This is a genomic window from Actinomadura syzygii (assembly GCF_008085905.1).
GTDB classification, from domain to species: domain Bacteria; phylum Actinomycetota; class Actinomycetes; order Streptosporangiales; family Streptosporangiaceae; genus Spirillospora; species Spirillospora syzygii.
The window spans coordinates 17,266-43,999 of sequence record NZ_VSFF01000006.1 but is presented as its reverse complement, the minus strand read 5'-3'; the positions used below and the strand labels follow the sequence as shown (position 1 = coordinate 43,999).

Below are 26,734 nucleotides of genomic sequence, written 5' to 3'. Positions count from 1 at the left end.
ACCTGCGCGGATGCGACGAATGCCCAGATGCGCGGCACCCCGCCCGCGTTCTGCTGACTACCATGACCAGCGTGGTGTGGGGACCGGGCTATGGCAGTGCTCCGCCGCCCAGCCCCCAGGCGGGGCAGGATCCGTTCGCGGAGGCAGAGCGGGACACGCGGGCGATGGTGGCGGCCGCGTGGTGGCCGTCGGCGCCGCCGCAGCAGCGCCAGCACGCGATCGGCGGCCGCATGCTCGTCCTCCCGGACGGGACGTGGTGGCTGTTCGGCGCGTGGGCGCGCTGGTACCGGCTGCACCCGTCGGACGGCCAGTGGTACCTGTGCCCGCCGCCGCGCACGCCCGCCGTCCGGATGGCGGCGCGGCCCGCGCAGCACGGCGCCGGGCAGGTGCCGATGCTGCCGCCGCACGTGGTCCCCGCCGGGCCCGACTTCTCCTACGACCCGCCCGCCGGGCTGCCGTTCGTCGCGCACGGGTTCGCGACCGAGCTGACCGCGCGGGTCCGCGCGACGGTCGACTCGGCCGCCGCGCTGACCGCGCCCGACTACCCGCACGGCTGGCCCGAGTTCACCGCCGAGACGCCGTCCACGGTCGCGGTGGCCTGGGGCGTGATGCTGTGGTGCTCGTCCGCGCCCGCGTTCGACTCGCGGCTGGACGCGCAGATGCTCGACCTGTGGAAGCCGTACCGCGCGCGCCCGCTCCCCGAGGTGGACGGCCCGCGCTGGCTCACCCCGCCGCCGCTGGAGACGCTGGTCGGGCTGTACGCCGAGCGGCTGCGCGCCAGCCGGGTGGACGCGGCGGTCGTCGTGCTGCGGACGATGTGGGCCGTCGCCAGCGCGCTGCGCGACGACGTCCGGTTCCAGATCAGGGCGGACGCGCTGCTCGCCGTCCTCGGCACCACGCTCGCCAACCCGACCGTCGACTACGGGGCCCTGCCTTACGGGGACCAGGCGATCGTCCAGCAGTGGCTGACCCGGTGCCCGCCCAACCTGGTGCCCGCGCTGCGCAACGAGAGCTCGCCCGGGGACAACTTCCGGCACGCCTTCTACACGCTCAGCGAGCTGATCGCCGGCCTGTCGGGAGACCCCGCCGAGCCCGCCTACGTCGAGCCGCGGCTCGTGGCCGCCGCATTGCTCGCCGCTGACCTCGACGTCGTCCGCAAGGACATGGTGGGCACCATCGTCCCCTGGCTCGACCCCGAGATCCGCTACACGGTGCAGGCGGTGTCGGAGCAGAAGGGGCATCCGCTGCGTCGGCTTTGGCCCCAAGACATGCGCCTCCCCGAGCCGCTGCGGTCTGCCGCCGGGTCGGGGCCGGGCGCGGAGTCGCTGCTCGCCGCGATGTACGAGGTCGACCTGGCCTGGTGCAGGCTCGGCGGGATGCCCGCGCGGCCGCGCGGGTTCCCCGTCCCGACCTCGGTCATCGCCGGGATGATCGGACGCGGGCGGGCCCGCGCGACGGGCGCCGTCCCGACCGCGACGCCGCCGCCCGTCCCGGCGCCGCCGCAGCCGAACCCCTTCGTGATGCAGAGCCAGCCGGGGCTCGCGCCGGGCGCGTCGCCGCAGCCCGGCACGCCGCCCGCCGGGCCGGACCGCCCGTTCGTGCAGCCGCCCGCCCAGCCCGGCTGGGAGAACGCGCCGGGTCCGGGCGGGCAGGCGGCCGCGCAGCAGGGGCCGGTCCCCGGGCCGGGGCAGCAGGCCGCGTTCGCCTCCCCGGACCCGCTGATCAGCGGGGCGTCGCCCATCGAGGACGACGGGGGCGACGCTCCCGCCGCGCCGCCCTACACCGAGCTCGGCTTCCAACGTCCGGGCGCGGCTCCGCCCGCTCCGATGCAGAGTCCCGCTCCGATGCAGAGCCCTGCCCCCATGCAGAGTCCCGCGCCAATGCAGAGCACGCCTCCGCCGCCGGTGCCGAATCCGGGGGCGATGCAGGGCGGGCCGCCCGCGCCGCCTCCGCAGGTTCCGCCGCCCGCGGCCGCCGTGTCCGAGCAGCCGCCCGGCTTCTCCGCGCCGGAAGGGGAGCAGCAGGACGAGCCCTTCGCGCCGCCGTACACGCAGCTCGGCTACCAGCCCGCGGGCGCCGTCCCACCGCAGCAGGTGCCGCCCCAGCAGTCACCGCCCCAGCAAGCGCCTCAGCAGCAGGTGCCGCAGCAGAGTCCCGTCCCACCGCCGCCGCAGCCGAGGCGGCAGGCGCAGCAGCAGCGGCCGTCCGCGCAGACCGCGTTCGACCCGTACTCCACCCGCATGGACGACGGCGCGCACCCCACGAACCCGGAGGTCCAGCCCGCCCCGGCGAGCCCGCCCGGCACGCGCATCCTCGGGCCCGGCGACCTGGAGGACGATCCCGCCGCGCCCCCGCCGCCGCCCGTCCCGGCGGCCGGGCCGGGGACGAAGGTCATGTCCAAGACGATGGTCGGCGACTTCGACTTCCTCGACGACACCCCGTCGCCCGACCAGCCCGTCCACGAGATCCCGCCGCCGCGCGACCGCAGCGAGCGGCGCGTGCTGGAACGCTTCGGGTTCGGCTTCGTCTACGGCGACCACGACGCGAGCGACCTGCTCGCCGGGTTGAAGCAGCAGGTCCAGGAGTGGGACGCGCAGGTCGGCGAGAGCCCCGAGGACACGCGGGTGGACGGCGCGCCCAGCTCGATGAGGCCCGGCGTGCCGGGCGTCCTGCTGGTCGGCGCGCCGCACTCGGGGCAGCGCAGGCTGTCCAGGATGATCGCGCTGACGCTGGCGAACGCGGGCCTCGGGGACGGCTCGATCCGCGCGCACGACGCCGAGGACGTCCGGGACGCCCCCGCCGACAAGATCGGCCGGATCCTCGCCCAGCCCGGCCCGGTGATCCTGTTCGAGCGGCTGGACGTCGCCGTCGCCTCGGCGCCCGACCCGGGGGCGGTCGTCGGCGCGGTGCGCCGGGCCCGCCGCGACCCGGTGAACGCGACGCCGGTGATCGCGACCTGCGAGCCGCACGCCTACAAGCGGATGCTGCGCGAGCACCCGAAGCTCGTCCAGGCGTTCCGGGTGCACCGGCTGCCCGACTTCACCGACCTCGACAACCGGATGATCCTGCTGCACCTGCTCGCCGAGGAACGGCGCGTCACCATAGGGGCCGCCGCGCTGGAGGTCGCCCGCGAGGACCTGAACCGCCTGCGCGGCCCCGGCGACCTGGTCGGCGCGCGGCTCGTGGAGGCGTACCTGGACCAGGCCGCCCAGCGGAACATGGAGCGCGCCGGGGCGTCCCACGACCGGCTCGTGCTCACCCCCGACGACCTCACCGGCGTCGCCGAGGGCATCGAGCCCGCGCTGCGCCCGCCCGGCGACATCGACGGCTACCTGCGGCGACTCGACCAGCTCACCGGCCTGGACGAGGTGAAGAGCGCGGTGCGCGAGCTGGTCGAGGAGGCCGGGCTCGCCGCCGACCGGGCGCGCTACGGGGTGGCGAGCGACGGCGCCCGCCACCTGGTGTTCGTCGGCCCGCCCGGCACCGGGAAGACGACGGTCGCGGGGCTCGTCGGCGGGATCTACGCGGCGCTCGGGCTGCTGGATTCGGGGCACGTGGTCGCGTGCCGTCCCGTCCACCTGGCCGGACGCGACCGGGCCGACACCGAGCACCGGGTCGCGAGCATGGTCGAGCAGGCGCTCGGCGGCGTCCTGCTGATCCAGGAGGCGCACCGGCTCGACCGCAACCCGGACGTCGTGGCGGAACTCCTCGCCCGCATGAACGCGGGCCGCGCCAGGCTCCTCGTGATCTGCACGAGCCCGGCGGCGGAGATGGAGGGCTTCCTCGCGGGCGACCCGCGCTTCCAGGCGGAGGTCGGGCGCGTCCTGGAGTTCACCGGGATGGGCGACCGCGACATGGTGCGCCTCTTCCAGAGCTACGCCGAGCGCGACCTCTACATGCTGGACGAGGAGCTCCGCGTCGAGCTGCTGAGCCGCTTCGAGCGGCTCCGCGAGGACCCGAGGTTCGCCTACGCGCGGACGGTCCGCGCCCTGTTCGAACAGACGGTGGCGCGGCAGGCGGCCCGGCTCGCGGGCGCCGACGTGAACGCGGCGACCGTCGCCCGGCTCACCGCCCGCGACCTGCCCGAGACGGCGCTTGAGCAGCTGCTCGGCGACTTCCGTCCGGGCGGCTGAGGCACCGCGGGCGAGTCCCGGCGTCCCAGGACGAACGGGACATAGGTATCAGACCGTCGTCTTCGGGGAAGGCTACGACCATCGGGGCCATGGTGGGCCACATGGCGACCCACCTGGAGTGGCCCTTGAATGGCCCTCTTGGGTCATGTGCCGCCGAGGGGCGGAAGCGTAGCCTCGACCTTGGGTGTGGGGGAGACGAACGGAGGTGGACGCGGTGCGCCAGAACCTCGATCTGCGCGTCCACGACCGTGTTGCGCTGGACGAGATCGAACTCTATGCCGAAATGCTCAGCGCGGTGGCGGCGGCAGAGCGGCCGCTGACCGTCGCGGAAATCGACATGGTGCTCGGGGTACGGTCCGACGGAGCCGGTCGTCGCGAGCTGACGCAGATCGACTGAGCCGAAGCACGCAGCAACCGGGGACGCGATCCTGGCGTCCCCGGTTTTTTGTGCACGGAGAGTGGCGAAGACCATCGTGCCGTCACTGTAAGCAATCTCACTTCGGCCCTCGCCGGACATTCCGCGACCGGGACCGGACGCGCGCCCTCCCGACGCCCCGGAACCGCGCGCATCCCCGCAGATAGGGGCCCTCGCGAGAGGTATGTTCCCGGTGATCTAGGGCAATCTTGAAGATGAGAGGATGGAGGACACCAGCCGAAGCTGGGGCAAAGGTTCTTTTTACGGCCGGTTGCGCCTACGATCCTCTGCGGACTGTTCCGGCACATCAGGAGAACGACGTGCGCTTGCGTCTCACGCCGCGTGAGGACAGCTTCTACGACATGTTCGCCGACTCGGCGAACAACCTGGTCACCGGCGCCAGGCTGCTCGTAGAGCTCATCAGCGAGGGTGCCGACCGGCCGGCGATCGCGGAGAAGATGCGCGCCTGCGAGCACGCCGGCGACGAATGCACCCACGCCATCATGCGCCGGCTCAACGAAACGTTCATCACCCCGTTCGACCGGGAGGACATCTACCGGCTGGCCTCCACGATCGACGACGTGATGGACGAGATGGAGGAGGCCGCCGACCTCGTCGTCCTCTACAAGATCGACGAGTTCCCCAAGGGCATCGTCAACATGGTCGAGGTGCTGGAGCGCGCGGCGGAGCTGACCGCCGAGGCGATGCCGAAGCTCCGCTCCATGAAGGAGCTCAACGAGTACTGGATCGAGATCAACCGGCTCGAGAACCAGGGCGACCAGGTGTACCGCAAGCTGCTGGCGCACCTGTTCAGCGGCGAGTACGACACCCTCACGGTGCTGAAGATGAAGCAGGTCATCGACCGGCTGGAGGAGGCGGCGGACGCCTTCGAGCACGTCGCCAACACGGTCGAGACCATAGCGGTCAAGGAATCATGAGCGACGTCGGCTCGACGACCGTCCGGGAGCCGGTGCCGGAGGACGATCCTGCCTCCCTTGGCGAACAGGCCACGCGCCGTGTGTCCGGCCGCGCGTGGCTGCTGCTCCTCGCCGGGATCGCGCTGGTCATGGTGGCCGGCGCGCTCGGCCTCCGGGCGGACGCGCAGGCGGCCGTCCTCGTCCTGGTCATCGTCGTGGCGCTGGTCTTCGACTACACCAACGGGTTCCACGACGCGGCCAACGCGATCGCGACGGCGGTGTCCACGCGGGCGCTGACGCCGCGGGTCGCGCTCGGCATGGCGGCCGCGATGAACATGATCGGCGCCCTGCTCGGCGTCGGCGTCGCGAAGACCGTCAGCGAGGTGATCAGCCCGCCGGACGGGCTGCACGGCCTCACCGTGGTCGCCGCCGGGGTGCTCGGCGCGATCACCTGGAACCTGATCACCTGGTACTTCGGGCTGCCGTCGTCGTCCTCGCACGCGCTGATCGGCGGGGTCGTCGGCGCGGGGCTCGCGTCGGCGTCGTCGGTGAACTGGAGCAGCGTCCTCGACAAGGTCGCGATCCCGATGGTGCTGTCCCCGGTCGTCGGGTTCGCGCTGGCCTACCTGGTGATGGTGGCCATCCTGTGGACGTTCCGGCACGCGCAGCCGAGCCGGGTCGGACGGCGGTTCCGCATCGCGCAGACGCTGTCGGCCGCGTCCCTCGCCCTCGGGCACGGCCTCCAGGACGCGCAGAAGACCATGGGGATCATCGTCCTCGCCCTGGTCACGACCGGGCACTCGGACGGCGAGACGGTCCCCTGGTGGGTGATCGTCTCGTGCGCGGGCGCGCTGTCGGCGGGCACCTACGCGGGCGGCTGGCGCATCATGCGGACGCTCGGCCGCAAGGTCATCGAGGTCGATCCGCCGAAGGGCTTCGCCGCGGAAGCGACGGCCTCCGTCGTCCTGTACGCCACCGCTTTCGTGTGGCACGCTCCAATCTCCACGACCCACACGATCACCTCGGCCATCATGGGCGCGGGCGCGACCAAGCGGCTGTCCGCCGTCCGCTGGGGCGTCGCCGGGAACATCATCCTCGCCTGGGTCCTCACCATGCCGATGGCCGCCGCCGTCGCGGCGGCCGTCTACTTCATCGTTCACTTCTTCGGAGCGTGATCTTCCAGGGGGGCGACCCCCTGGAACCCCCGTTGCGCACGGCGGACCGTTTCCCGAATCGCGGTCGCTCTCGGGAAACGGCCCGCCGTGCGGCGGTTCGTGCGGCCTCCGGCCTTGGCGGCCTCCGGCCGCACGAACCGTGGCCCCGGCTCAGGTCTCTTCCAAGAGCCTTGGGCGCGTGGGCCCGGCTCAGCTTTGGGCTAATGGGTGGTGATGCGGGTCAGTGGTGGGGGTGTGATGGTGCCTTGGCCCTGGAAGTAGGCGACGAGAGTGTCTAGGTCTATCTGGCCTAGGACCTGGTCTTTGCCTTCGGTGAAGACTGAGAAGCCGTCGCCGCCGCCGAGTAGGAAGTTGTTCGCCGCGACCTTGTAGACGGCGGCCGGGTCGACCGGCGTCCCGTCCACGGTGATCGCGGAGACGCGGTCGCCGACCGGCTTCGCGCGGTCGATGGTGAAGCGCAGGTTCGCCGACGGCTGGAGGATCTTCTCGCCCGCCGCCGTCCACTCCTGTTCGAGCAGGGCGTCGAGTTGCGCGCCGGTCAGGGACGTCACGCCCATCACGTTGCTGAACGGCTGGACGGCGAACGCCTCGCCGTAGGTGACGACGCCGTCGCCCTCCGAGCCGCTCGCCCTGAACGTGAGGTCGGTGCGGACGCCGCCCGGGTTCATCAGCGCGACCTGGCCGCCGAGGTCCTTCGTCCCGGCGAGCTGCGCGTCGGCGATGACGTCGCCGAGCGCGGTCTCCCCGGCCGGGGACTGCGCGCGGGTCAGATCGGCGGTGATCTTGCCGATGGGCTTGTTGGCGATCGCCGCGACGCGGTCCTGCCAGGTCTTCACGAACGCCTGCGTCGACGGGTCCGGCGGGACGTCCCGCGTGACGACGTGGTTGTCGCCCTGGAGGGACGACCGGACGACGTCCCCGGTGCGCCGGTCCACCTTGAGGTTCACCTCGGTGATCACACGGCCGAAGGACGAGCCGGACGAGAACAGCCGGGGCCGTCCCGCCGGGTCCTGGACGGAGCAGACGTACTGCTGGTGCGTGTGCCCGGACAGCACGACGTCGATCTCCGGGTCGGCGTCCTTCGCGATGCGCGACCCGGCGCCGGGGACGATCCCGCACTCGTCCGGCCGCGACCCGGACTTCACCTGGTCGCCCTCGTGGACGAGCAGCACGATCGCGCGGACGCCGCGCCGCTTCAGCTCGCGCGCGGAGCGGTTCGCGGCGGCGACCTCGTCGTCGAACGTCAGGCCCTTGATGCCGGCGGCGGTGACGATGGTCGGCGTGGTCTTGGTGACGACGCCGATGAAGCCGACGCGGACGCCGTTGACGCGGCGGATCGTCCACGGCTTGAGGATCGGCCGGTTCTTCTTGAGCACGTTCGCGGCGAGGTAGTCGTACTTCGCGCCGCGCCATCTCCCGTCCGGCGTGCAGCCGTCGACGGGGTGGCAGCCGCCGTTCTGGATGCGCAGCAGCTCCTGGTAGCCCTCGTCGAACTCGTGGTTGCCGACCGCCGAGGCGGTGACGCCGATGTCGCCGAGGAACCGGACGGACGGCTCGTCGTGGTAGGCGGCCGAGATCAGCGGCGAGGCGCCGATCAGGTCGCCCTGCGCGACCGTGAGGGTGTCGCGGTTCTGGAGCCGCTTGATGTGGGCCGCGACGTAGGCGGCGCCGCCCGCGTCGACGGTGTTGCCGTTCTCGTCCACGGCCCGTCCGGAACTTCCGGTCGGCGGTTCGAGGTTGCCGTGGAAGTCGTTCAGGGCGAGAAGGCGTACAGACGCGGTGGGGGCCGGGCGTGCGGCGGCGGGCTGCGCGGTGAGGCCCGCGACCGTCAGCGCCGCCGTGGCGCAGGCCAGGATGGTGCGTCGTCGAGTCATGCTGCGGACGGTAAGTGCGTCCGGCATACGCTTCCCGGCGGCGCGATGACGTTTTAATGACGACTTGATCAGGGCCTATGCGCCCGCGCGGGCGCATAGGGTGGCGATCATGAGCGAGTTGCGTGCGGTGGGTGACGGAGAGGTCGGCGACGTGCTGACTCTGGTCGAGGCGGCGGCGTCCGCCGACTCGGTGGGCCCGCTGTCCGAGCACGCACTCCTCGCCCTGCGCGGCGGCCGCGCCGGGACGGTCGTCGCCGACGGCCCGGCCGTCGTCGCGTACGCGCATCTCGATCCGGCGACCGACGGGGAGCCCGCGGCGGGGGAGTTGGTCGTCCATCCCGGGCACCGGCGGCGGGGCCACGGGCGGGCGCTGCTCCGCGCGCTGCGGGAGCGGGCGGACGGTCCGCTCCGCGTCTGGGCGCACGGCGACCTGCCGTCCGCCGCCGCGCTCGCGAAGGCCGAGGGGATGTCCCGCGACCGCGCGCTGCTCCAGCTGCGGCGTCCGGCGTCCGGTCCGCTGCCGGAGCCGAGCCTCGCCGAGGGCGTCGCGGTCCGCGCCTTCGAGCCGGGCAAGGACGAGCGGGCCTGGCTGGACGTGAACGCCCGCGCCTTCGCCGGCCACCCCGAGCAGGGCTCCTGGACGATCGAGGACGTCCGCGACCGCGAGGCCGAGGACTGGTTCGACCCGGCCGGGTTCTTCCTCGCCGAGCGCGACGGCCGTCTCGTCGGCTTCCACTGGACGAAGGTCCACCCCGGCGGCGTGGGCGAGGTCTACGTCGTCGGCGTCGACCCCGACGCGCAGGGACTCGGCCTCGGCCGCGCCCTCACCCTGACGGGCCTGCGGCACCTCCGCGACGCGGGCGTCGAGCAGATCATGCTTTACGTCGACGAATCCAACGCCGCGGCCGTCCGCCTGTACGAAAAACTGGGCTTCACCAGGCACGCAGTGGACGTCATGTACGCCACGGAAACCACCCGGTAGAGCGGACCGTTCTAAACCTCCTTGACCCGATCCGGGAGGGGTTTTTGGCTTTGTGAGCTGCGGTGTTAACCCCGCGGCCACTGCAAATCGGGACATTCTTCGCAACCAGGCTCTACCCCGTTCATCTGTCGTTCATCGGGATCAGGGCGGCTGGTCACCTCGCCTGCCTAGCGTCGCTCTCGACGGCGACCCCGGCGCCTGGCGGAGCGGACCAGGACCGGCCAGGGGCTTCGCCCAACCAAACCAAGGAGACCCTCCGGTGAAGAACGGTTCCCGACTCGCCGCCCTCGGCGGCGTGGTCGTCGCGGGGGCGCTGGCCCTCACCGCATGCGGGAGCGACAACAACACGACGGCCAGTTCGAGCAGCGCCCCCAAGGGCGACATCGACTGCGCCAAGGCCAGCGTCAACGCGGCCGGGTCGAGCGCCCAGAAGAACGCCGTCGAGGAGTGGACGAAGCTCTACGCGAGCAAGTGCGCGGGCGCCAACCTCAACTACAACCCGAACGGCTCGGGCGCGGGCATCCAGGCGTTCACGAGCGGCCAGGTGGCTTTCGCCGGGTCGGACTCCTCGCTGAAGCCCGAGGAGGCCACCGCCGCGCAGAAGCGCTGCCAGGGGAGCAACGCGCTGAACCTGCCGATGGTCGTCGGCCCGATCGCCGTCGTGTACAACCTCAAGGGCACCGACGGCCTCAAGGTGTCGTCCGAGACACTCGCGAGCATCTTCTCGGGCAAGATCAAGAAGTGGAACGATCCGGCCATCGCGAAGGAGAACGAGGGCGCGAAACTCCCCTCCTCCGACATCAAGCCGATCTACCGCTCGGACGAGTCCGGCACGACGGACAACTTCACGAACTACCTGCACACCACCGCGCCGAAGATCTGGACGTGGGAGAAGGCCAAGAAGTGGCCGAACTCCACCGGTGAGGGCGCCCCCAAGTCGGACGGCGTGAGCAGCCAGGTGAAGAGCACCGACGGCTCGATCTCCTACGTGGAGATGTCGTTCGCGAAGAACAACGGCCTCCAGACCGCGCAGGTCAAGAACGGTGCCGGCGAGTACGCCGAGCTGTCCCCGGACAGCGCGTCCAAGGCCATCGCGGGGGCGCAGGTCGCCGGCACCGGCAACGACGTCGCGCTGAAGATCGACTACGCCACCAAGGAGGCGGGCGCGTACCCGATCGTGCTCGTGACGTACGAGATCGCCTGTGAGAAGGGGCTGCCCGCGGAGCAGTCGAAGTTCGTGAAGTCCTTCCTCACCTACACGTCCAGCGCGGACGGCCAGAAGATCCTCACCAACCTCGGCTACGCACCGCTCCCGCAGAGCGTGCTGACCAAGGTCCAGACGTCCGTGAAGGCGCTGTCCTGACCGCTGACGACGACACCCGCAGCCCCGCCGCCGGCGAACCCGGCGGCGGGGCAGGCGTGGGTTCGGGCGACGTGATCGAAGGAGGACCCCCCATGACCAGCGAGACCGGCGTCGAGGCGGGCGCGGAGGCGCGGGTCGGCGCGCGGCACCGCGCCACCGGCGCGCGGATGAGCACCGGACGGGCCGGCGACCGGATCTTCGCGGGGGCGGCCCGCGGCTCGGGCATCACGGTGCTCGCGATCGTGGTCGCGATCGGCGCCTTCCTCGTCTGGAAGGCCATCCCCGCCCTCCAGGACAACCAGGCGAACTTCCTGACCACCGAGGAGTGGAACCCGAACGCGGCGGAGCCGCGGTTCGGGATCGCCCAACTCGCGTTCGGGACGGTGATGTCCTCCCTGCTGGCGATGCTGATCGCGACCCCGGTGGCGATCGGCATCGCCCTCTTCATCTCGTTCTACTCGCCGCGCCGGCTGGCGTCCGGCCTCGGCTACGTCGTCGACCTGCTCGCCGCCGTGCCGAGCATCGTGTACGGGCTGTGGGGCCTCGCCTTCCTGTCCAAGCACATGGAGGGCATCAGCGACTTCCTGAACGGCGTGCTCGGCTGGATCCCGCTGTTCGGCGGCGACAGCCCCGGCAAGAACTCGATCTTCACCGCCGCGGTGGTGCTGGCGATCATGATCCTGCCGATCATCTCGTCGATCTCGCGGGAGGTGTTCCTCCAGGTCCCGCAGTCGCACGTGGAGGCGTCGCTGGCGCTCGGCGCGACCCGCTGGGAGATGATCCGGATGTCGGTGCTGCCGTACGGGCGGTCCGGCATGATCGGCGCCTCGATGCTCGGCCTCGGCCGCGCGATGGGCGAGACGATCGCCGTCGCGATGGTGCTGACCTTCGTGCCCGGGATCAACTGGCACATCCTGGAGAACGGCGGCAGCACGTTCGCGGCGAACATCGCGAACAGCTTCGACGAGGCGTCCACCACCGGCCGCGGCGCGCTGATCGCCTCCGGCCTCGTCCTCTTCGTCATCACCCTCGTCGTGAACATGGCCGCCCGCGCGGTCGTCGCGCGCCGGAAGGAGTTCGCGTGACCACGGTCTCCACTCGCAAGGATCGTCCGGGGGCCTCGCTCTCCTCGATCTCCGCCGGGCGGCGGATCAAGGACCGGACCGTCCAGGCCCTCGTCTACCTCGCGTTCGGGCTGGCGCTCGTCCCGCTGCTGTCGGTGCTGTGGACCGTCGTCGTGAACGGCGCGAAGCGGTTCGACCTGACGTTCTTCCAGTACTCGATGAACGCCGTCAGCGGCAACGACGCGGGCGGCGGCGCCTACCACGCCATCATCGGGACGCTCGAACAGGTCGTGATCACGAGCCTGATCGCCGTCCCGATCGCCGTGCTCACCGCGATCTACCTGGTGGAGTACGCCGGGAACGGGCGGCTCGGCAAGGTGATCAGCTTCACCGTGGACGTCATGACCGGCATCCCGTCCATCGTCGCGGGCCTGTTCGTGCTCGCGCTGTGGCTGCTGACGTTCGGGTTCGACTTCTCCGGCTTCGCCGGGGCGCTCGCGCTGACCATCCTGATGATCCCCACCGTCGTGCGGGCCAGCGAGGAGATGCTGAAGCTCGTCCCGAACGAGCTGCGCGAAGCGGCCTACGCGCTCGGCGTGCCGCGCTGGCGGACGGTCCTGCTCGTGGTGCTGCCGACCGCCCTCACCGGCATGATCACCGGGATCATGCTGGCGGTGGCGCGGGTGATGGGCGAGACGGCCCCGCTGCTGCTCACGATCTTCTTCACCAAGGCGATCAACGAGAACGCCTTCAGCGGGCCGCAGGGCTCGCTGCCCACATTCATCTGGGAGCAGGCGAAGGACCCGAACCAGAACTCGATCGACCGCGCCTGGACGGGCGCGCTCGTGCTGATTCTGATCATCATGCTGCTCAACCTCGCCGCCCGTTTCGTGGCGGGACGGCGCAGGCCCGCGGGCCGCTGACATCCGGACAAAGGAGCAACCACCCCATGGCCAAGCGGATCGAAGTGTCCGGGCTGCACGCCTACTACGGTGCCGTCCACGCCATCGAGGACATCTCGATGACGGTCGAGCCGCGCTCGGTGACGGCGTTCATCGGGCCGTCGGGCTGCGGCAAGTCCACGTTCCTGCGCACGCTCAACCGGATGCACGAGGTCATTCCGGGCGCCCGCGTCCAGGGCAAGGTCATGCTCGACGACGAGGACCTGTACGAGTCGTCCGTCGACCCGGTCGCGGTGCGCCGCGTCGTCGGCATGGTGTTCCAGCGGCCGAACCCGTTCCCCACCATGTCGATCTACGACAACGTGGCGGCCGGGCTGAAGCTGAACGGGGTGCGCCGCAAGGCCCGGCTCGACGAGATCGTCGAGGAGTCGCTGCGCGGCGCCAACCTGTGGAACGAGGTCAAGGACCGGCTGAGCCGGCCCGGCGCGGGCCTGTCCGGCGGGCAGCAGCAGCGGCTCTGCATCGCCCGCGCGATCGCCGTCCAGCCGCAGGTCCTGCTGATGGACGAGCCGTGCTCCGCCCTCGACCCGATCTCCACCCTCGCCATCGAGGACCTGATCGAGAAGCTGAAGGCGCAGTACACGATCGTGATCGTCACGCACAACATGCAGCAGGCCGCGCGGGTCAGCGACCGCACGGCGTTCTTCAACATCGCCGGGACGGGCAAGCCGGGCAAGCTCATCGAGATCGACGACACCAGCAAGATCTTCACGAACCCCGAGCAGAAGGCGACCGAGGACTACATCACCGGCCGCTTCGGCTGAGTCGTCCGGTCCCCGGGGCCGAGGCTCCGGGGACTTCTTCCCGCGGCCGCGCGGCTTCGGTGTGTTCGCGGACGTGACGTGGTAGCACGGTCGTATGGACCGTGTGCACCGGGTCCTCCTGCCCGCGATCGCAGGCGCCGCCTGCGCGCTCGCGGCCTGCTCGGGCGACGCGGGCGGCGGGCTCGCCGTCCAGGTCGGGCGGGCGCGCTGCGGTGAGGGCTGGGGATCGGCGCGGGCCGGGGCGCGGACGCTGCTCGTCCACAACGGCGACTCCGCGCCGGTCGACGTCACCGTCGTCGACCCGTCGCGCGGGACGGTCTTCGCCGAGTTGGAGGGCGTCGGGCCGGGGACGACCCGGCCGCTGCGCGTCGGGCTCGGCGCGGGCACGTACGCGATCGGGTGCCGTCCGGCGGACGGCGCGGCCGTCACCGGGCCGCGCGTCCGGGTGTCCGGACCGGGCGGGGGAGCGCGGGGCGTCCGACCGCTGACGCGGAACGATCTGGATCCGGCGGTGCGCGTGTACCGGGCCCGGATCGTCGCGGGGCTCGGCACGCTGGTGCGGCGCACGGACGCCCTGCGGGACGCCGTCCGCTCCGGTGACCTGGACGCGGCGCGCGACGCATGGCTCCCGGCCCATCTCGCCTATGCGCGGCTGGGCGCGGCGTACGGCGCGTTCGGCGACCGCGGGGACGCGATCGACGGGCGCCCGGCGGGGCTGCCGGACGGCGTCCGTGACCCGGGTTTCCGAGGTTTCCACCGGGTGGAGCGGGGGCTGTGGCACGGCGCGTCCGCGGCGTCGCTGCGCGGGCCCGCCGACCGGCTCGCGGCCGACGTCCGGGCGCTGCGGGACGGCTTCCCGCGCGCGCAGATCGACGCCGGCGACCTGGGGCTGCGGGCGCACGAGATCCTTGAGGACGCGCTCCGCTTCGAGCTGACCGGCGCGACCGACCAGGGCAGCGGCACGACCCTCGCGACGGTCGCCGCGAACGTCGACGGGACGCGGATGGTGCTCGCCCCGCTGCGTCCGCTGCTGGCCGACCGGCTGCCGGAGCTGCCATCGATCGACGCCGGGCTCGCCTGCGCGTCGCGGCTGCTCCGGGCCCAGTACCGGCACGGGCGGTGGACGCCGCTCGACCGGCTCGGCACGGTCGAGCGCGAGCGCCTCAACGGGGCGATCGGGGAACTCGTGGAACGCCTGGCCTCGGTCGCGACCGTGGCGACCGTGCGGAGGACGCCGTGACCGCCGCCGCAGGGCCGGGACGGCGGACGTTCCTGCGCGGCGCCCTCGCCGCCGGCGTGGCAGGCACGGTCGGTCGCGCCACCCCCGCGCCCGCGTCCCGGTTCCACGGCGTCCATCAGGCCGGGATCCTGGACGCCCCGCGCCCTCGCGCCATGCTCGCCGCGTTCGACGTGATCGCCGCGACGCGGGCCGAGCTGACCGACCTGTTCCGCGCCGTGACGGGCCGGGCCAGGGCGCTGACCGGCGGCGGAGCGCCGCCCGAGGTCGGCGTCGCGGGCCCGCCGCCCGACTCGGGCGTCCTCGGCCCGGACGTCCCGGCGGGCGGCCTCACCGTCACCGCCGCCGTCGGCGCGTCGCTGTTCGACGACCGGTTCGGGCTGGCGTCCCTGCGTCCGGCCCGGCTGACGCGGATGCGGACGTTCCCGAACGACGACCTCGACCCGTCCTGGTGCCACGGCGACCTGCTGCTCGGGTTCGCCGCGCCCGACGAGGACACCGTGCTGCACGCGCTGCGCGACGTCTGCCGCCACACGCGCGGCGCGATGCAGGTCAGGTGGCGGATCGGCGGATTCACGAGCAGGCCGAGGCCGGCCGGGGCGTCCCGGAACCTGATGGGTTTCAAGGACGGCGTCGCGAACCCCGACGTCACCCGCGCCGCCGTCCGCGACCGGCTCGTCTGGGCCGCCCGGGACGGCTCCGAGCCAGGCTGGACGGCGGGCGGGACGTACCAGGTCGTCCGGCTGATCCGGATGCTCGTCGAGTTCTGGGACCGGATCGCGCTGACCGAGCAGGAGCGGATCTTCGGCCGCGCCCGGGACACCGGCGCGCCCCTCGACGGCACGCACGAGACGGACGTCCCGCGCTATTCGGCCGACCCGATAGGCGAGGTCATTCCGCTGACAAGCCATATCCGGCTCGCGAACCCGCGCGTCCCCGAGACCGAGGACAGCCGCGTCCTGCGCCGCGCCTGGAACTACGACCGAGGCACGGACGGCGCGGGGAACCTCGACATGGGGCTCCTCTTCACCTGTTTCCAGCAGGACCCGAAGCGCCAGTTCGAGGCCGTGCAGGAACGGCTCAAGGACGAGCCGCTCACCGACTACATCTCCCCGTTTGGCGGCGGCTACTTCTTCGCACTTCCGGGCGTCGTGAACGCCTCCGACCATCTGGGCCGCGCGTTGCTGGCCTGAGCCCGCCGAGGAAGAGGAGGAGGAAATGCGACGCAGGACCACGGCGTGGACGGCGCTCGCGGTGGCCGCCGGAATGGCGGCCGCGCTGAGCGCCGCCTGCGACTCCGCCGGAGACGGGAACGAGGCGAGCGCGACGCCGCCGCTCGGAGGCCGTTCCGGGGTGGCGAGCACGCCCATCAAGCACGTCGTCGTCATCTACGGCGAGAACGTCTCGTTCGACCATTACTTCGGGACGTATCCCCGGGCGGCGAACACCGACGGCGTCCCCTTCCACGCGGCCAAGGGAACCGCGAAGGTCAACGGCCTCACCAAGAGGCTCCTGACCAAGAACCCCAACCGCTACAACCCGAAGCGGCTGCAACGGTCCCAGGCCCTGACCTGCGACCAGAACCACGGCTACGCCGCCGAGCAGAAGGCCGTGAACGGCGGGCGCATGAACAAGTTCGTCGAGTTCACCGAGCACGGGAAATGCACCGGCCAGCCCATCCTCTTCGGCGAACCGGGCCTGGTCATGGACTACTTCGACGGCAACACCGTCACCGCCATGTGGAACTACGCGCAGCGGTACGCGATGAGCGACAACTCCTGGGACTCGGTCTTCGGGCCGTCCACGCCCGGGGCCCTGAACCTCATCTCGGGGCAGACATACGGCGGTTACGCGGCCGACCCGAAGTCGCACAAGAAGGTCGATGACCCGTCCGTGGTGGCGTCCGCGAACGCGAAGGGGATCGGGACGGTCATCTCCGATCCCGACCCGGCGTTCGACGACTGCTCGAACCGCGACCACACGTCCGACAACAATCTCGCCGTCATGACCGGACGCAACATCGGCGACCTCCTCAACGCCAAGAACGTCACCTGGGGCTGGTTCCAGGGCGGTTTCCGGCCGACCGGGACGAAGAACGGGTACAAGGCGTGCGGGTCGTCCCACGCCAATATCGGCAAGAACCTCGTCATCGACTACAGCCCGCATCACGAGCCGTTCCAGTACTACAAGTCGACGGCGAACGAGAGGCATCTGCCGCCGTCCGCGACCGCCGCGATCGGCCGCGCCGACCAGGCCAACCACCAATACGACCTGGCCGATTTCGACGCCGCGCTCACCGCGCACAACCTGCCCGCCGTGAGCTTCCTCAAGGCCGCGCAATACCAGGACGGGCACGCGGGCTATTCCGATCCGCTGGACGAGCAGACGTTCGTCGCGTCCACTGTGAACAGGATCCAGCGGTCGCCGGAATGGGCGTCCACCGCGATCATCCTCGCCTACGACGACTCGGACGGCTGGTACGACCACGTCGCCCCGCGCATCACGAACGGCTCGAACGACCCCGCGCAGGACCAGTCGGCCTGCCAGAAGGTCCCCGCCACCGCCGGGCAGCAGGACCGGTGCGGGCCGAGCCAGCGGCTCCCGATGCTCGTGATCTCCCCGTACGCGCGGCCGGGGCACGTCGACCACCGTCCGCTCGAACAGGCGTCCGTGCTGCGGTTCATCGAGGACAACTGGGCGACCGGCCGGATCGGCGGCGGCTCCTTCGACGCCCGTGCGGGCACGCTGGCCGGCATGTTCGACTTCGCCCGCCCGCGCGCCGGGCGGCTGATCCTCGACCCGGCGACCGGAAAGGTCGCGCGGTGACGGTCAGGTCCGCGCCGGGGCCTTCTCCTCGGCGTCGCCCGGACGGTGGTCGGGCACGAACCGGTACCCCACGTTCCGCACCGTGCCGATCAGCGACTCGTACTCGGCGCCGAGCTTCGCGCGCAGCCGCCGCACGTGGACGTCCACGGTCCGGGTGCCGCCGAAGTAGTCGTAGCCCCAGACCTCCTGGAGGAGCTGCGCCCGGGTGAAGACGCGGCCCGGATGCTGCGCGAGGTACTTCAGCAGCTCGAACTCCTTGAACGTGAGGTCGAGGACGCGGCCGCGCAGCCGTGCCGTGTAGGTCGCCTCGTCGATCGTGAGGTCGCCGCTGCGGATCTCGCCGGGCGCGTCGTCGTCCTCGTCGGCGGCGGCGCGTCCGGCGGCGAGCCGCAGCCGCGCCTCGACCTCGGCGGGGCCCGCCGTCTGGAGCAGGACGTCGTCCAGGCCCCATTCCGGGCTGAGCGCGGCGAGGCCGCCCTCGGTCACGATGGCGAGGAGCGGGCAGTCGAGCCCGGTGGTGCGCAGCAGCCGGCACAGGCTCTTGGCCTGGACGAGGTCGCGGCGGGCGTCCACCAGCACGACCTCGCCGGGCGGCGTGTCGATGAGGGCGGACGCCTCCGCGGGCGCGACGCGCACCGAGTGCAGCAGGAGCCCCAGCGCGGGGAGCACCTCGTCGGAGGGCTCCAGCGCGTTGGTCAGCAGGAGCAAGCTGCTCAAATGCCGCCTCCCGTCCAAAAAAGACGTAGGACCCAGGCGGCTCATCCTTCAGCCCCGGCCACGGTCGGCGACTCAAGGACGAGGTGACCATGAAGGGTCTGTCGGATGAACTCCATGGCCTCGTCGCCCGGATCCCTCACCCATGAGCATAACCGAGCCGCCTCCGCCGACGCGGGGGCGACCACCCGCGGACGTCCATCCCGCCAGGGTGGAGACTTGGGACATGGGCAAAGGAACCATGCGCTACTGGGCGGCGGCCAAGGCGGCGGCGGGGACGCACGAGGAGCCGTACGACGCCGCCACGCTGGCCGACGCGGTCGCCGCCGCGCTCGCCGCGAGGGCGGGACGGGACGGCGGCGGCGAGTTCGAGCGCGTCGTCCGGCGCAGCTCGTTCCTCGTGGACGGCGACCCGGTCGGGAGCCGTCCGCACACCTCGGTGGCCCTGCCGGACGGCGGCGTCGTCGAGGTGCTCCCGCCCTTCGCGGGCGGCTGATCCCGCTCGGGTTCGGCGTTCCCGGGGTGATTTTCCTGGTAGCGAGGTCATTCTCCGGTCTGACTCGTTCGCCACGGTTCGCCCACTATCGTGTGGCGACGCGGACGCCGGAGCCGAAGGAGAATGATGCGGAAAGTACTGCTCGTCCTGCTGATCCTCGTCGCCGTGGGTCTGGTCGTCGCCGACCGGCTCGGCGTCCGGATGGCGGAGGACAAGATCGGTGAGCAGGTCGCCGCGCAGTACGACCTGCAACAGCAGCCGGACGTCACCATCCACGGCATCCCCTTCCTCACGCAGGCGATCGGCGGCGACTACGACCACATCGAGGTCGAGATCGGCGACTGGACGGAGCGCGGCGTCACCGTCAGCGGCGTCAAGGTCGACATGCGCGGCGTGAACGCGCCCGTCTCGGAGGTCACGAAGGGCGGCGCCGCGAACGTCACGGCCAGGACCGCGACCGCGTCCGCCGTCGTCCCCTACGCCGTGATCAAGAAGGAGGCGCCGCGGGAGGTGAAGGGGATCAGGCCGAAGGGCGACAACCTGGAGGTCGACCTGCAGACCGTGTTCCTCGGCCGCCCGTTCACCGGCACGGCGGTCGTCCAGGTCAAGCCGACCGCGCGCGGCATCGCCGTGTCGCCCCTGTCGGTGGGCTCGCCGGGCGGCCCGCAGATGCCGCTCGCGCTGGTCAGGCAGCAGCTCACCTGGATCGTCCCGGTCGCGAGCCTGCCGCTCGGGTCGCGGATCAGCGAGATCCAGCCGACCCCGGACGGGCTGCGCGTCGCCGCGACCGCCGAGAACGTCCACCTGAACGACCTGCGCCAGCAGACCAAGCAGTGACGGCGGCCGGAGTGACGGGCCGCCGAAATGATCCGGCGGGTGTGAACCGGCACGGGAAGGCGTACGTGTCCTAGGTGTGGGTCCCACCGCGGATGAGGGTTTGCTGCGCGCCCTGTACAGCGAGCACGGCGGTCCCCTCCTCGGTTACGTCCTGCGGCTGACCGGCGGGGACCGCCCCCAGGCCGAGGACGTCGTCCAAGAGACGCTGGTGCGCGCCTGGAAGCACCCGGAGGCGCTGGCGGGACGTCCAGTCCGGCCGTGGCTGTTCACGGTCGCCCGCAACCTGGTCGTCGACGCGCACCGTGCGAAACGGGCCCGCCCGCCGGAGACGGGCATCGACGAGCACGTCATGATGACGGCGTCGGGCTCGGACGACATCGACCGCGCCCTGGAGTCCTGGACGGTCGCGGAGGCGCTCGCCGGGCTCAGCCCGCCGCACCGCGCGGTCCTCGTGGAGACCTACTACAAGGGCCGGTCGGTCGCGGAGGCGGCGAAGACGCTGGGCGTCCCGCCCGGCACGGTGAAGTCCCGCACCTACTACGCACTGCGGGCGCTCAAACTCGCATTGGAGGAGCGGGGGTTGGCGCCATGAACGGCTGCACGGACGTGCGCACCTCCCTCGGCGGCTACGTGCTCGGCGCGCTCGACCCCGCCGAGCGGACCGAGCTGGAGGGCCACCTGGCGGGCTGCCCGGCCTGCCGGGACGAGCTCGCCGGGCTCGCGGGCCTGCCCGCCATGCTCGGCCGGGTCGACGAGGCCCAGCTCGCCGAACTCGCCGGACCGCCGCCCGAGCTCCTGGACGGCCTGCTCGCGCGGGCGGCCGACCGGAGGAGGGGATGGCTCGGACGGCGGCCCGGCGGCCGGTGGGCCCCGCTCGCCGTCGCGGCGTGCCTGCTGCTGGTGGTCGGGGCCATGTTCGGCGGTCTCGTGCGCCCGTCCGGGTCGGACGACACGGCGGACCCGCCCATCCGGCCGCCGTTCGTGGGCGCCGAGCGGATCACCGCCGCGAACCCCGCGAGCAACGTCAAGGGCTACGTCCTGCTCAAGAAGAGGCAGTGGGGGACGGAGGTCGAACTGCACCTCGCGGGCGTCCCGAAGGGGTCGCACTGCAAGCTGCTCGTGATCGCGCGGGACGGCCGCCGGGACGCGCTCGGGAGCTGGTATGTCCCCTACGACGAGGGCTACGGCGAGTACCGCGGCTCCACGATGTTCCCGCGCGGGCAGCTCTACTCCTTCGAGATCGTCGGCCTGGACGGCAGGCCCCTGCTCTCCATCCCCGCCTGACCGGACGTCCGTAATCCGGACATGTTCGGGAAAGAAACGGAAGCGGATGCGGAAGAAGCCGCGCCCTGCGACGGTTGTCGATTGCGATGACAGGTCTATGGATCGCGGTGGCCGTGCTCGCCGCCGCCACGGTGTTCGGGCTGGTGCGGCGGCGCCGTGACGGCGTGCTGCGCGCGCAGCGGGGGAGCGGGGACGCGGTGGCCGACACCCTCGGGCCGGACGAGCTCGGCGCCGAACTCGGCGAGAAGGCGACCCTGCTCCAGTTCTCCAGCGCGTTCTGCGCGCCGTGCCGCGCGACCCGCCGCGTCCTCGGCGAGGTCGCCGAGATGGTGGACGGCGTCGCGCACGTCGAGCTGGACGCCGAGTCGCACCTGGACCTCGTGCGCAGGCTGAACGTGATCCGGACGCCGACGGTGCTCGTCCTGGACGGCGCCGGACGGGTCGTCCGGCGCGCCGCCGGGGCGCCGCGCAAGCCCGAGGTGATCGCCGCCCTGGGCGAGGCCATCCGGTGAGCCATCCGGTGAGCCAGCCCGTGAGCCGTCCCCCGAGCCACCTCGGGGGCCACACTTCGTTGACCTGGGTTAAGGTCACTGTAACTGTCTCGCAAGGCGAGACGGATGTGACAGCTTGTGGATTGTCGGCTTAACATCGTGGTCGTGCGTTACTGGACAGAGCAGATGCTCACGAAGCGTCGCGCGGTCGACTTCTGCCGCGTGGCCGCCTCGCTCTGTCGCATGGCCTGAGGCATCGAGCCCTACCGCCCCCGAGCACTACCGACTTTCCCGCTCGTACGCACGTTTCCTCCGCCATGGAGCACCCCGATGCAGGTTGACCCACGTGGGCCGCGCTTCGCGGCACTCGTCACCACGGTCGTCCTCGTCGCGGTCCTGGTGACCGGAAGCTGGGCACTGCTCGCCGCTCAGGCCGTCGTGTTCGCCATCGCGACCTTCCTCGGCCTTCGGTACGCCCCGTACGGGCTGGTCTTCAAAGTGCTGGTCCGACCCCGGCTCGCGCCGCCGGGCGAACTGGAGGACGCGGCCCCGCCCCGCTTCGCGCAGGGCGTCGGCCTCGTGTTCGCCCTCGTCGGAACGGCCGGTTACGCCACGGGGACCACCTGGCTCGGCATCGGTGCCACCGCCCTCGCCCTGGCGGCGGCGTTCCTGAACGCGGTGTTCGGGTTCTGCCTCGGGTGCGAGATGTATCTGCTCATCCGTCGTTTCACCGCGAAGAAAGATCGCTCCGAGAGGAAGGTTCCCGCATGAGCCGCTCCGACGTCCTGGTGGACACCGACTGGGTGGAGTCCCACCTGGACGACCCCGGTCTGGTTCTCGTCGAGGTCGACGAGGACGTCTCCGCCTACGACAAGGGCCACATCCGTGGCGCCGTGAAGATCGACTGGAAGACCGAGCTGCAGGACCCGGTCCGCCGCGACTTCGTCGACAAGACCGGTTTCGAGCAGCTGCTGTCGGCCAAGGGCATCGCCAACGACGACCTGGTGATCCTCTACGGCGGCAACAACAACTGGTTCGCCGCGTACGCCTACTGGTACTTCAAGCTGTACGGGCACGACAAGGTGCAGCTGCTCGACGGCGGCCGGAAGAAGTGGGAGCTCGACTCGCGCGAGCTCGTCACGGACGTCCCGTCCCGGCCGACGACCGAGTACACCGCCAAGGACCAGGACCTCTCGATCCGCGCGTTCCGCGACGAGGTCGTCGACGCGATCGGCACGAAGAACCTCATCGACGTCCGCTCGCCGGACGAGTTCAGCGGCAAGCTGCTCGCCCCGGCGCACCTGCCGCAGGAGCAGTCGCAGCGGGCCGGGCACGTCCCGACCGCGCGCAGCATCCCGTGGTCGAAGGCGGCCAACGACGACGGCACGTTCCGGTCCGACGACGAGCTCCGCGAGCTCTACAGCGAGGCGGGCGTCGACCTGAACAAGTCGACCATCGCCTACTGCCGGATCGGCGAGCGCTCCTCGCACACCTGGTTCGCGCTCCGCGAGCTGCTCGGCCTCTCGGACGTCAAGAACTACGACGGCTCCTGGACCGAGTACGGCTCGCTCGTCGGCGTCCCGATCGAGCTGGGCGCCCCCAAGTAAGACCGACTCACCGCCACGCCAAGATGTGCTCCGAGATGGAGGAGAAATGACCACCCAGGGATGCGCAGCGCCCGAACAGACGGCGCACTTGCCGGCGACCGTCGACCTCACCAACGAGGCCGTGATCCAGGGCACCGTCACCCGTGACGGGGCGCCCGTGCCGAGCGCCTACGCCCGCCTGCTCGACTCGACGGGCGAGTTCACCGCCGAGGTCGTCACCGGCGAGGAGGGCGTGTTCCGGTTCTTCGCCGCCGACGGCGACTGGACGGTCCGCGTCCTCGCGGCGGGCGGCGTCAGCGTCGACAACGCCGTCACGGCCAAGACCGGAGAGGTCGCCGGCCTCCAGGTCGCGATCTGACGCGCCGAGAAGCGTAGCCGGACCCCGCCGCCCGCCTCGCGCGGACGGCGGGGTCCGCTCTTTCTCAGCACGCTCGGATCGGCTGCCCGCCCCGATACGATCGGGCGCGATGTTCGGAATGTCCGCGCGGTCGCCGCTGATCCTTCCGTGGGCGACGCTGAAGCTCGCGGGACGGTTCGTCCTGCCGCTCGCCCTCTGGTTCACGGTCGGCGAGCTGCTCCGCTACGGCGCGATGTACGCGGGCTACGAGCTCGGCACGAAGAAGGGCGCGATCGGGACCGTCGCCCCCATCACGACGATCGGGCTGCTGGTCGTCATCACGCTGACCGTCGTCGTGCTGATGGTGCACAGCGTCCGCGAGGGCCTCGACGTCGTCCACGCCCGCGAGGCGGGCGGCGACCTGACGCCCTGGGCGGTCGGCAACGAGGAGTCGGTGATCGGCGCGACCGGCCGCGCCGCCCTCCCGTTCGTCATCTTCTACCTGGCCTGGGGCCTCCAGGGGGAGGACGCCCGGGAGTTCGCGAACATGGCGACGAGCCGCGGCTTCGCCGAGAACGGCGTCCAGGGGCAGATCGACGGCCTCGGCATGCTGCTGTCGCTGGAGAAGCACGTCGGCCTCGCGATCGGCCTCACCGCCGGGCTGTTCGTCGTGAAGGTCGCGGCGGAATGGCGGCTGGAGGAGCGGCTGCCCCGCGCGATCGGCGCGCTCATCGCGTTCCTCGAAGTCAACTTCGCGCTGTTCGGCATCTTCACGATCGACCACCTGCGCGGCGAGGGCGTCGACTGGCTTTCCGCCCGGCAGGGGTGGACGTGGGTGACCGACACCGCCGGGCCCGTCCTCGACCTGTGGCCGCCGTTCAAGGACGCGGTGCTCGGCGCGCTGATCTGGCTGGTGATCGCCGGGGTGATCCTCGGCCTGGACGCGGGCGACGAGGACGTCGTGCTCGGCCGCGGGCGGGCGGGACGGCGGCTCGCCCGCGCGGGCGGCGTCGGCCGGACGAACAGCGTCCGCGAGCTGCTCACCCGCGGTTTCCGCGAGATGTGGCTGCCCGCCTGGTACGGACTGCGGCTCGTCCGCCGGTCCGGGATGATGCCGTTCGCGACGTTCTGCGCGCTGTTCGCCGGGCTGGACGTCGCGGAGGACGCGTCCCGCCGCGTCGTCTACGAGCTGATCGGGCCGCACGAGGTGACCTGGTGGATCCAGGCGCTGCCGTTCGTCGGATACGGGACGGAGCTCGTCTTCGAGATCCTGCGGATCTGCCTGCTCGCCGCCGCGTTCAACCTCGTGATGGCGCGGGTCAGCGCTCGAACCGCAGCGAAACCAGTGGTGCCCCCTGCTTCCGCTCCAGTTTCGGCGCCCGGACCTGCAACTCCAGTGAATCAGCCTTGGTCCGGGGCACCGTCCCCCTGACCGTGACGCGCATCGGGACGCCTGGGCGCGGTGCGCCGTCCTTCATGCCGAGGGCCGACCATTCGTGCCCGTCGTCGTCGAGGAACCGGTAAGTGAGTCCGTAGGAGTCGACCGATTTAGCGCTGGCCGCGTCTCCCGGACGGACGGCGATCGCTATGCGCAACTCGACCACGTCGTTACTGCCGCTTGTCAGCGGGCGGGCCGTCTGGCGTCCCATGACCTTCCATTGCGCGCCGGCGAGTTCGCCGATCTGCCCCTCCTGGACGCTCGTCGCCTTCTCCGGCGGCTTGAGGTTCTTCTGGACGTTGTTCCTCTCGTCCTTCCATTGGATGACGAGAATGGCGGACACGGCGCAGACGAGCGCGATCGCCTGGAGAATTCGCCGGTCGAGCGGGCGCAGCCGTCCTGTGTCTTCATCTGCCTCCGGCCGGATGATCGGCTGGGGCCGGGTCTCCGCCGCCGTCATGGCGAGCCCTTCTCGACGTCGTACCGTTCGGCCGCCGAGCGGACCAGTTCGGCCGCGCGGCCTGCGGTGATGCCGAGGTCGACGTCGGCGGCGGCGGACAGTTGCGGCAGCAGGCCGCCCGTCCCCACGACCAGATGTGCGCCTTCGAGGCGGTTCTTCGGAAGCTCGAACAAGAATGCCGTGGCCGTCCAGATCATCGGCTGGAACGTCGGCTGCGAATTGGACGCGGAGCCGGTGCGCGGGTCCTGCCGGTACGTGTATCCGCCGGGGGTCTGCAGTTCCGCCGTCCGCAGTTCGAGGGGCTCGCGTTCGCTCTTCGCCTTCGCCCGGACGATGAGGTAGACGCCGTCCGTCCCGATCGCGGGCGGATTACCGAAACTCAACCCGGGCGCGAGCGACTTGGCCGCGTCCACTCTCTCGACCCGGACGGTGAATTCGCGGTTGTGCACGTCCTCGCCGATCCGGCCGCCATTCCGGATCGGCTCCAGCGCCTCCGCCTTGACCTCCGGGCGGACGGAATGGAACCACATCGCGGCGGCGAGCAGCACCGTCCCGCCGATCCCCGCGCCGCAGTTCAGCAGCACTTTCCGCGCGTTCACCGCCGACTCCCGGGAGGCCGCGGCGTCCGGGCGGCGGATGGCCGAACGGCGGGCGTCCGGGTCACGGGCGTCTGAGTCACGGGCGGCTGAGGCTGGACCGGCAGGGCGGCGACGTCGAGGGTGAGGCGGCCGACGAGCGTTTTGTCCTCGCGGTCGACCGTCCAATTGAAGGTGCTGTCGGTGAACCCGTGGCCGTACTTCCATTCGCGCAGGCCGACGGTCAGCTTGCGGGGCGAGTCCGCCGGGCCCATCTTCCACATTGCCGACGCCTCAACCGGCAGCCCCGGTTGGACGACGTCGGTCTTAGACCCGGCCGCCAAACCCTCGATCCGCTCGGGCCGCAGCCATTTCCCGGCCTTGGTCAGCGCGGACACGCCGTCCGACAGCCCGCCCAGGCCGAGCGACTCGGTCTCCTTGCCTTTGTTGACGACCCTCATCCGGACGATGAGAAAGCGTTCCTTGGCGCTCCCGAACGTGGCCGTCGCGAGCCCTATCCGCGCGTCGCGGACCGTGACGTCGAACAACCCGAGGTCGAGTGGATGCCCCGGCTGCTTCACCGGCTCCTTCGGCGTCTCCTTGAACCCGCCCGTCACCCACAGCACCGGCACGAGGACCGCCACCGCGCACCCCACGGCAAGCGGCACCGCCCAGCGCCGCGTCCGCCTCCCGGCGGGCGGCGCAGGAGAAGGCGGGGGGACGGGCCCGTACGACTGCACCCGCCCGATGGTAATGGCCACATTCCCCCCACGCCGGAAACGT

At 71.5% G+C, this 26,734-nt stretch carries 27 protein-coding genes; 22 read left to right on the top strand and 5 right to left on the bottom strand.

Annotated elements, in window-relative coordinates:
- Positions 1-62: 62 nt before the first annotated feature.
- The 4 genes from FXF65_RS15620 (at position 63) to FXF65_RS15605 (ending at position 6,640) form a co-directional block, all read left to right on the top strand.
- Positions 63-4,133 (top strand): AAA family ATPase, encoded by a 4,071-nt coding sequence (locus FXF65_RS15620; protein WP_148350689.1) that lies wholly within the window; start codon positions 63-65, stop codon positions 4,131-4,133.
- A gap of 205 nt (positions 4,134-4,338) precedes the next feature.
- Positions 4,339-4,530: a hypothetical protein gene (locus FXF65_RS15615; protein WP_342787229.1), complete on the top strand. Its 192-nt coding sequence runs from the start codon at positions 4,339-4,341 to the stop codon at positions 4,528-4,530.
- A 338-nt stretch (positions 4,531-4,868) separates the two neighbouring features.
- A complete protein-coding gene (locus tag FXF65_RS15610) occupies positions 4,869-5,486 on the top strand; it encodes a DUF47 domain-containing protein (RefSeq protein ID WP_148350688.1) in 618 nt (205 codons plus the stop codon).
- Positions 5,483-6,640: an inorganic phosphate transporter gene (locus tag FXF65_RS15605; protein WP_187412317.1), complete on the top strand. Its 1,158-nt coding sequence runs from the start codon at positions 5,483-5,485 to the stop codon at positions 6,638-6,640. Before FXF65_RS15610 ends, FXF65_RS15605 begins: the two co-directional genes overlap by 4 nt.
- Positions 6,641-6,840: 200 nt before the next feature.
- Here the strand turns inward: FXF65_RS15605 and FXF65_RS15600 are convergent, their stop codons facing one another.
- The gene (locus FXF65_RS15600; protein ID WP_148350687.1) at positions 6,841-8,514 is read right to left on the bottom strand and encodes a bifunctional metallophosphatase/5'-nucleotidase; all 1,674 of its coding nucleotides are present in this window, start codon (positions 8,512-8,514) and stop codon (positions 6,841-6,843) included.
- Positions 8,515-8,623: 109 nt separating this feature from the next.
- On the opposite strand from FXF65_RS15600, the gene mshD reads away from it, so the two are divergent.
- From mshD to FXF65_RS15560, 8 genes are all read left to right on the top strand, one after another.
- Positions 8,624-9,496: a mycothiol synthase gene (mshD, locus tag FXF65_RS15595; RefSeq protein ID WP_148350686.1), complete on the top strand. Its 873-nt coding sequence runs from the start codon at positions 8,624-8,626 to the stop codon at positions 9,494-9,496.
- A 259-nt stretch (positions 9,497-9,755) separates the two neighbouring features.
- Positions 9,756-10,859 carry a phosphate ABC transporter substrate-binding protein PstS gene (gene pstS, locus FXF65_RS15590; RefSeq protein ID WP_148350685.1) on the top strand — a complete coding sequence of 368 codons (1,104 nt, stop codon included), beginning with the start codon at positions 9,756-9,758 and terminating at the stop codon, positions 10,857-10,859.
- Between the two features lie 92 nt (positions 10,860-10,951).
- Entirely contained in the window at positions 10,952-11,944 is a 993-nt protein-coding gene (gene pstC, locus FXF65_RS15585; RefSeq protein WP_148350684.1) for a phosphate ABC transporter permease subunit PstC, read from the top strand.
- A complete protein-coding gene (gene pstA / locus FXF65_RS15580; RefSeq protein WP_148350683.1) occupies positions 11,941-12,846 on the top strand; it encodes a phosphate ABC transporter permease PstA in 906 nt (301 codons plus the stop codon). Before pstC ends, pstA begins: the two co-directional genes overlap by 4 nt.
- A gap of 26 nt (positions 12,847-12,872) precedes the next feature.
- Complete coding sequence (gene pstB / locus FXF65_RS15575; protein WP_067900093.1) at positions 12,873-13,649, top strand: phosphate ABC transporter ATP-binding protein PstB; 777 nt, start codon at positions 12,873-12,875, stop codon at positions 13,647-13,649.
- 94 nt (positions 13,650-13,743) lie between these two features.
- A complete protein-coding gene (locus tag FXF65_RS15570; protein ID WP_148350682.1) occupies positions 13,744-14,889 on the top strand; it encodes an EfeM/EfeO family lipoprotein in 1,146 nt (381 codons plus the stop codon).
- A complete protein-coding gene (locus FXF65_RS15565) occupies positions 14,886-16,079 on the top strand; it encodes a Dyp-type peroxidase (protein WP_148350681.1) in 1,194 nt (397 codons plus the stop codon). The genes FXF65_RS15570 and FXF65_RS15565 overlap by 4 nt, the downstream gene beginning before the upstream one ends.
- Before the next feature lie 25 nt (positions 16,080-16,104).
- The gene (locus FXF65_RS15560) at positions 16,105-17,712 is read left to right on the top strand and encodes a phospholipase C (protein ID WP_148350680.1); all 1,608 of its coding nucleotides are present in this window, start codon (positions 16,105-16,107) and stop codon (positions 17,710-17,712) included.
- 3 nt (positions 17,713-17,715) lie between these two features.
- On the opposite strand, the gene FXF65_RS15555 is transcribed toward FXF65_RS15560, so the two are convergent.
- Complete coding sequence (locus FXF65_RS15555) at positions 17,716-18,429, bottom strand: winged helix-turn-helix transcriptional regulator (RefSeq protein ID WP_067900085.1); 714 nt, start codon at positions 18,427-18,429, stop codon at positions 17,716-17,718.
- Between the two features lie 223 nt (positions 18,430-18,652).
- On the opposite strand from FXF65_RS15555, the gene FXF65_RS15550 reads away from it, so the two are divergent.
- The 10 genes from FXF65_RS15550 (at position 18,653) to FXF65_RS43765 (ending at position 24,910) form a co-directional block, all read left to right on the top strand.
- Positions 18,653-18,922 carry a MoaD/ThiS family protein gene (locus FXF65_RS15550; RefSeq protein ID WP_148350679.1) on the top strand — a complete coding sequence of 90 codons (270 nt, stop codon included), beginning with the start codon at positions 18,653-18,655 and terminating at the stop codon, positions 18,920-18,922.
- A gap of 126 nt (positions 18,923-19,048) precedes the next feature.
- Positions 19,049-19,759, top strand: coding sequence for an LmeA family phospholipid-binding protein (locus FXF65_RS15545; protein ID WP_148350678.1), 711 nt, complete (start codon positions 19,049-19,051; stop codon positions 19,757-19,759).
- 100 nt (positions 19,760-19,859) lie between these two features.
- A complete protein-coding gene (locus tag FXF65_RS15540) occupies positions 19,860-20,351 on the top strand; it encodes a sigma-70 family RNA polymerase sigma factor (protein WP_425458751.1) in 492 nt (163 codons plus the stop codon).
- Complete coding sequence (locus tag FXF65_RS15535) at positions 20,348-21,043, top strand: anti-sigma factor family protein (protein WP_148350676.1); 696 nt, start codon at positions 20,348-20,350, stop codon at positions 21,041-21,043. The genes FXF65_RS15540 and FXF65_RS15535 overlap by 4 nt, the downstream gene beginning before the upstream one ends.
- Before the next feature lie 167 nt (positions 21,044-21,210).
- Positions 21,211-21,555 (top strand): TlpA family protein disulfide reductase, encoded by a 345-nt coding sequence (locus tag FXF65_RS15530; protein ID WP_378234430.1) that lies wholly within the window; start codon positions 21,211-21,213, stop codon positions 21,553-21,555.
- 165 nt (positions 21,556-21,720) lie between these two features.
- Positions 21,721-21,786: a putative leader peptide gene (locus tag FXF65_RS46220; RefSeq protein WP_353819285.1), complete on the top strand. Its 66-nt coding sequence runs from the start codon at positions 21,721-21,723 to the stop codon at positions 21,784-21,786.
- 78 nt (positions 21,787-21,864) lie between these two features.
- Positions 21,865-22,305 carry a DUF4395 domain-containing protein gene (locus FXF65_RS15525; protein WP_148350674.1) on the top strand — a complete coding sequence of 147 codons (441 nt, stop codon included), beginning with the start codon at positions 21,865-21,867 and terminating at the stop codon, positions 22,303-22,305.
- Positions 22,302-23,141, top strand: a complete 840-nt coding sequence (locus FXF65_RS15520; RefSeq protein WP_148350673.1) for a sulfurtransferase — start codon at positions 22,302-22,304, stop codon at positions 23,139-23,141. The genes FXF65_RS15525 and FXF65_RS15520 overlap by 4 nt, the downstream gene beginning before the upstream one ends.
- Positions 23,142-23,187: 46 nt before the next feature.
- Positions 23,188-23,499, top strand: a complete 312-nt coding sequence (locus FXF65_RS15515; protein ID WP_148350672.1) for a DUF1416 domain-containing protein — start codon at positions 23,188-23,190, stop codon at positions 23,497-23,499.
- Positions 23,500-23,608: 109 nt separating this feature from the next.
- On the top strand, positions 23,609-24,910 hold the full coding sequence (locus tag FXF65_RS43765; protein ID WP_187412316.1) for a hypothetical protein: 1,302 nt from the start codon (positions 23,609-23,611) through the stop codon (positions 24,908-24,910).
- Here FXF65_RS43765 and FXF65_RS15505 read toward each other — a convergent pair.
- The 3 genes from FXF65_RS15505 to FXF65_RS15495 are packed head-to-tail and all read right to left on the bottom strand — an operon-like array spanning position 24,798 to position 26,595.
- Positions 24,798-25,376, bottom strand: coding sequence for a hypothetical protein (locus tag FXF65_RS15505; RefSeq protein ID WP_148350671.1), 579 nt, complete (start codon positions 25,374-25,376; stop codon positions 24,798-24,800). The two genes, FXF65_RS43765 and FXF65_RS15505, sit on opposite strands and share 113 nt — an antisense overlap.
- Positions 25,373-25,975 (bottom strand): hypothetical protein, encoded by a 603-nt coding sequence (locus tag FXF65_RS15500; protein WP_148350670.1) that lies wholly within the window; start codon positions 25,973-25,975, stop codon positions 25,373-25,375. The genes FXF65_RS15505 and FXF65_RS15500 overlap by 4 nt, the downstream gene beginning before the upstream one ends.
- A complete protein-coding gene (locus tag FXF65_RS15495) occupies positions 25,972-26,595 on the bottom strand; it encodes a hypothetical protein (protein ID WP_148350669.1) in 624 nt (207 codons plus the stop codon). The genes FXF65_RS15500 and FXF65_RS15495 overlap by 4 nt, the downstream gene beginning before the upstream one ends.
- Between the last annotated feature and the right edge of the window lie 139 nt (positions 26,596-26,734).

Excerpts from the sequence above, each read along its gene's own strand:
- FXF65_RS15560 (WP_148350680.1), top strand. The coding sequence starts at position 16,105 with ATGCGACGCAGGACCACGGCGTGGACGGCGCTCGCGGTGGCCGCCGGA.
- FXF65_RS15620 (WP_148350689.1), top strand. The coding sequence starts at position 63 with ATGACCAGCGTGGTGTGGGGACCGGGCTATGGCAGTGCTCCGCCGCCC.
- FXF65_RS43765 (WP_187412316.1), top strand. The coding sequence starts at position 23,609 with ATGTTCGGAATGTCCGCGCGGTCGCCGCTGATCCTTCCGTGGGCGACG.
- FXF65_RS15505 (WP_148350671.1), bottom strand. The coding sequence starts at position 25,376 with ATGACGGCGGCGGAGACCCGGCCCCAGCCGATCATCCGGCCGGAGGCA.
- pstC (WP_148350684.1), top strand. The coding sequence starts at position 10,952 with ATGACCAGCGAGACCGGCGTCGAGGCGGGCGCGGAGGCGCGGGTCGGC.
- FXF65_RS15570 (WP_148350682.1), top strand. The coding sequence starts at position 13,744 with ATGGACCGTGTGCACCGGGTCCTCCTGCCCGCGATCGCAGGCGCCGCC.
- FXF65_RS15605 (WP_187412317.1), top strand. The coding sequence starts at position 5,483 with ATGAGCGACGTCGGCTCGACGACCGTCCGGGAGCCGGTGCCGGAGGAC.
- pstB (WP_067900093.1), top strand. The coding sequence starts at position 12,873 with ATGGCCAAGCGGATCGAAGTGTCCGGGCTGCACGCCTACTACGGTGCC.
- FXF65_RS15535 (WP_148350676.1), top strand. The coding sequence starts at position 20,348 with ATGAACGGCTGCACGGACGTGCGCACCTCCCTCGGCGGCTACGTGCTC.
- FXF65_RS15520 (WP_148350673.1), top strand. The coding sequence starts at position 22,302 with ATGAGCCGCTCCGACGTCCTGGTGGACACCGACTGGGTGGAGTCCCAC.
- FXF65_RS15600 (WP_148350687.1), bottom strand. The coding sequence starts at position 8,514 with ATGACTCGACGACGCACCATCCTGGCCTGCGCCACGGCGGCGCTGACG.
- mshD (WP_148350686.1), top strand. The coding sequence starts at position 8,624 with ATGAGCGAGTTGCGTGCGGTGGGTGACGGAGAGGTCGGCGACGTGCTG.
- FXF65_RS15515 (WP_148350672.1), top strand. The coding sequence starts at position 23,188 with ATGACCACCCAGGGATGCGCAGCGCCCGAACAGACGGCGCACTTGCCG.
- FXF65_RS15525 (WP_148350674.1), top strand. The coding sequence starts at position 21,865 with ATGCAGGTTGACCCACGTGGGCCGCGCTTCGCGGCACTCGTCACCACG.
- FXF65_RS15545 (WP_148350678.1), top strand. The coding sequence starts at position 19,049 with ATGCGGAAAGTACTGCTCGTCCTGCTGATCCTCGTCGCCGTGGGTCTG.
- FXF65_RS15550 (WP_148350679.1), top strand. The coding sequence starts at position 18,653 with ATGGGCAAAGGAACCATGCGCTACTGGGCGGCGGCCAAGGCGGCGGCG.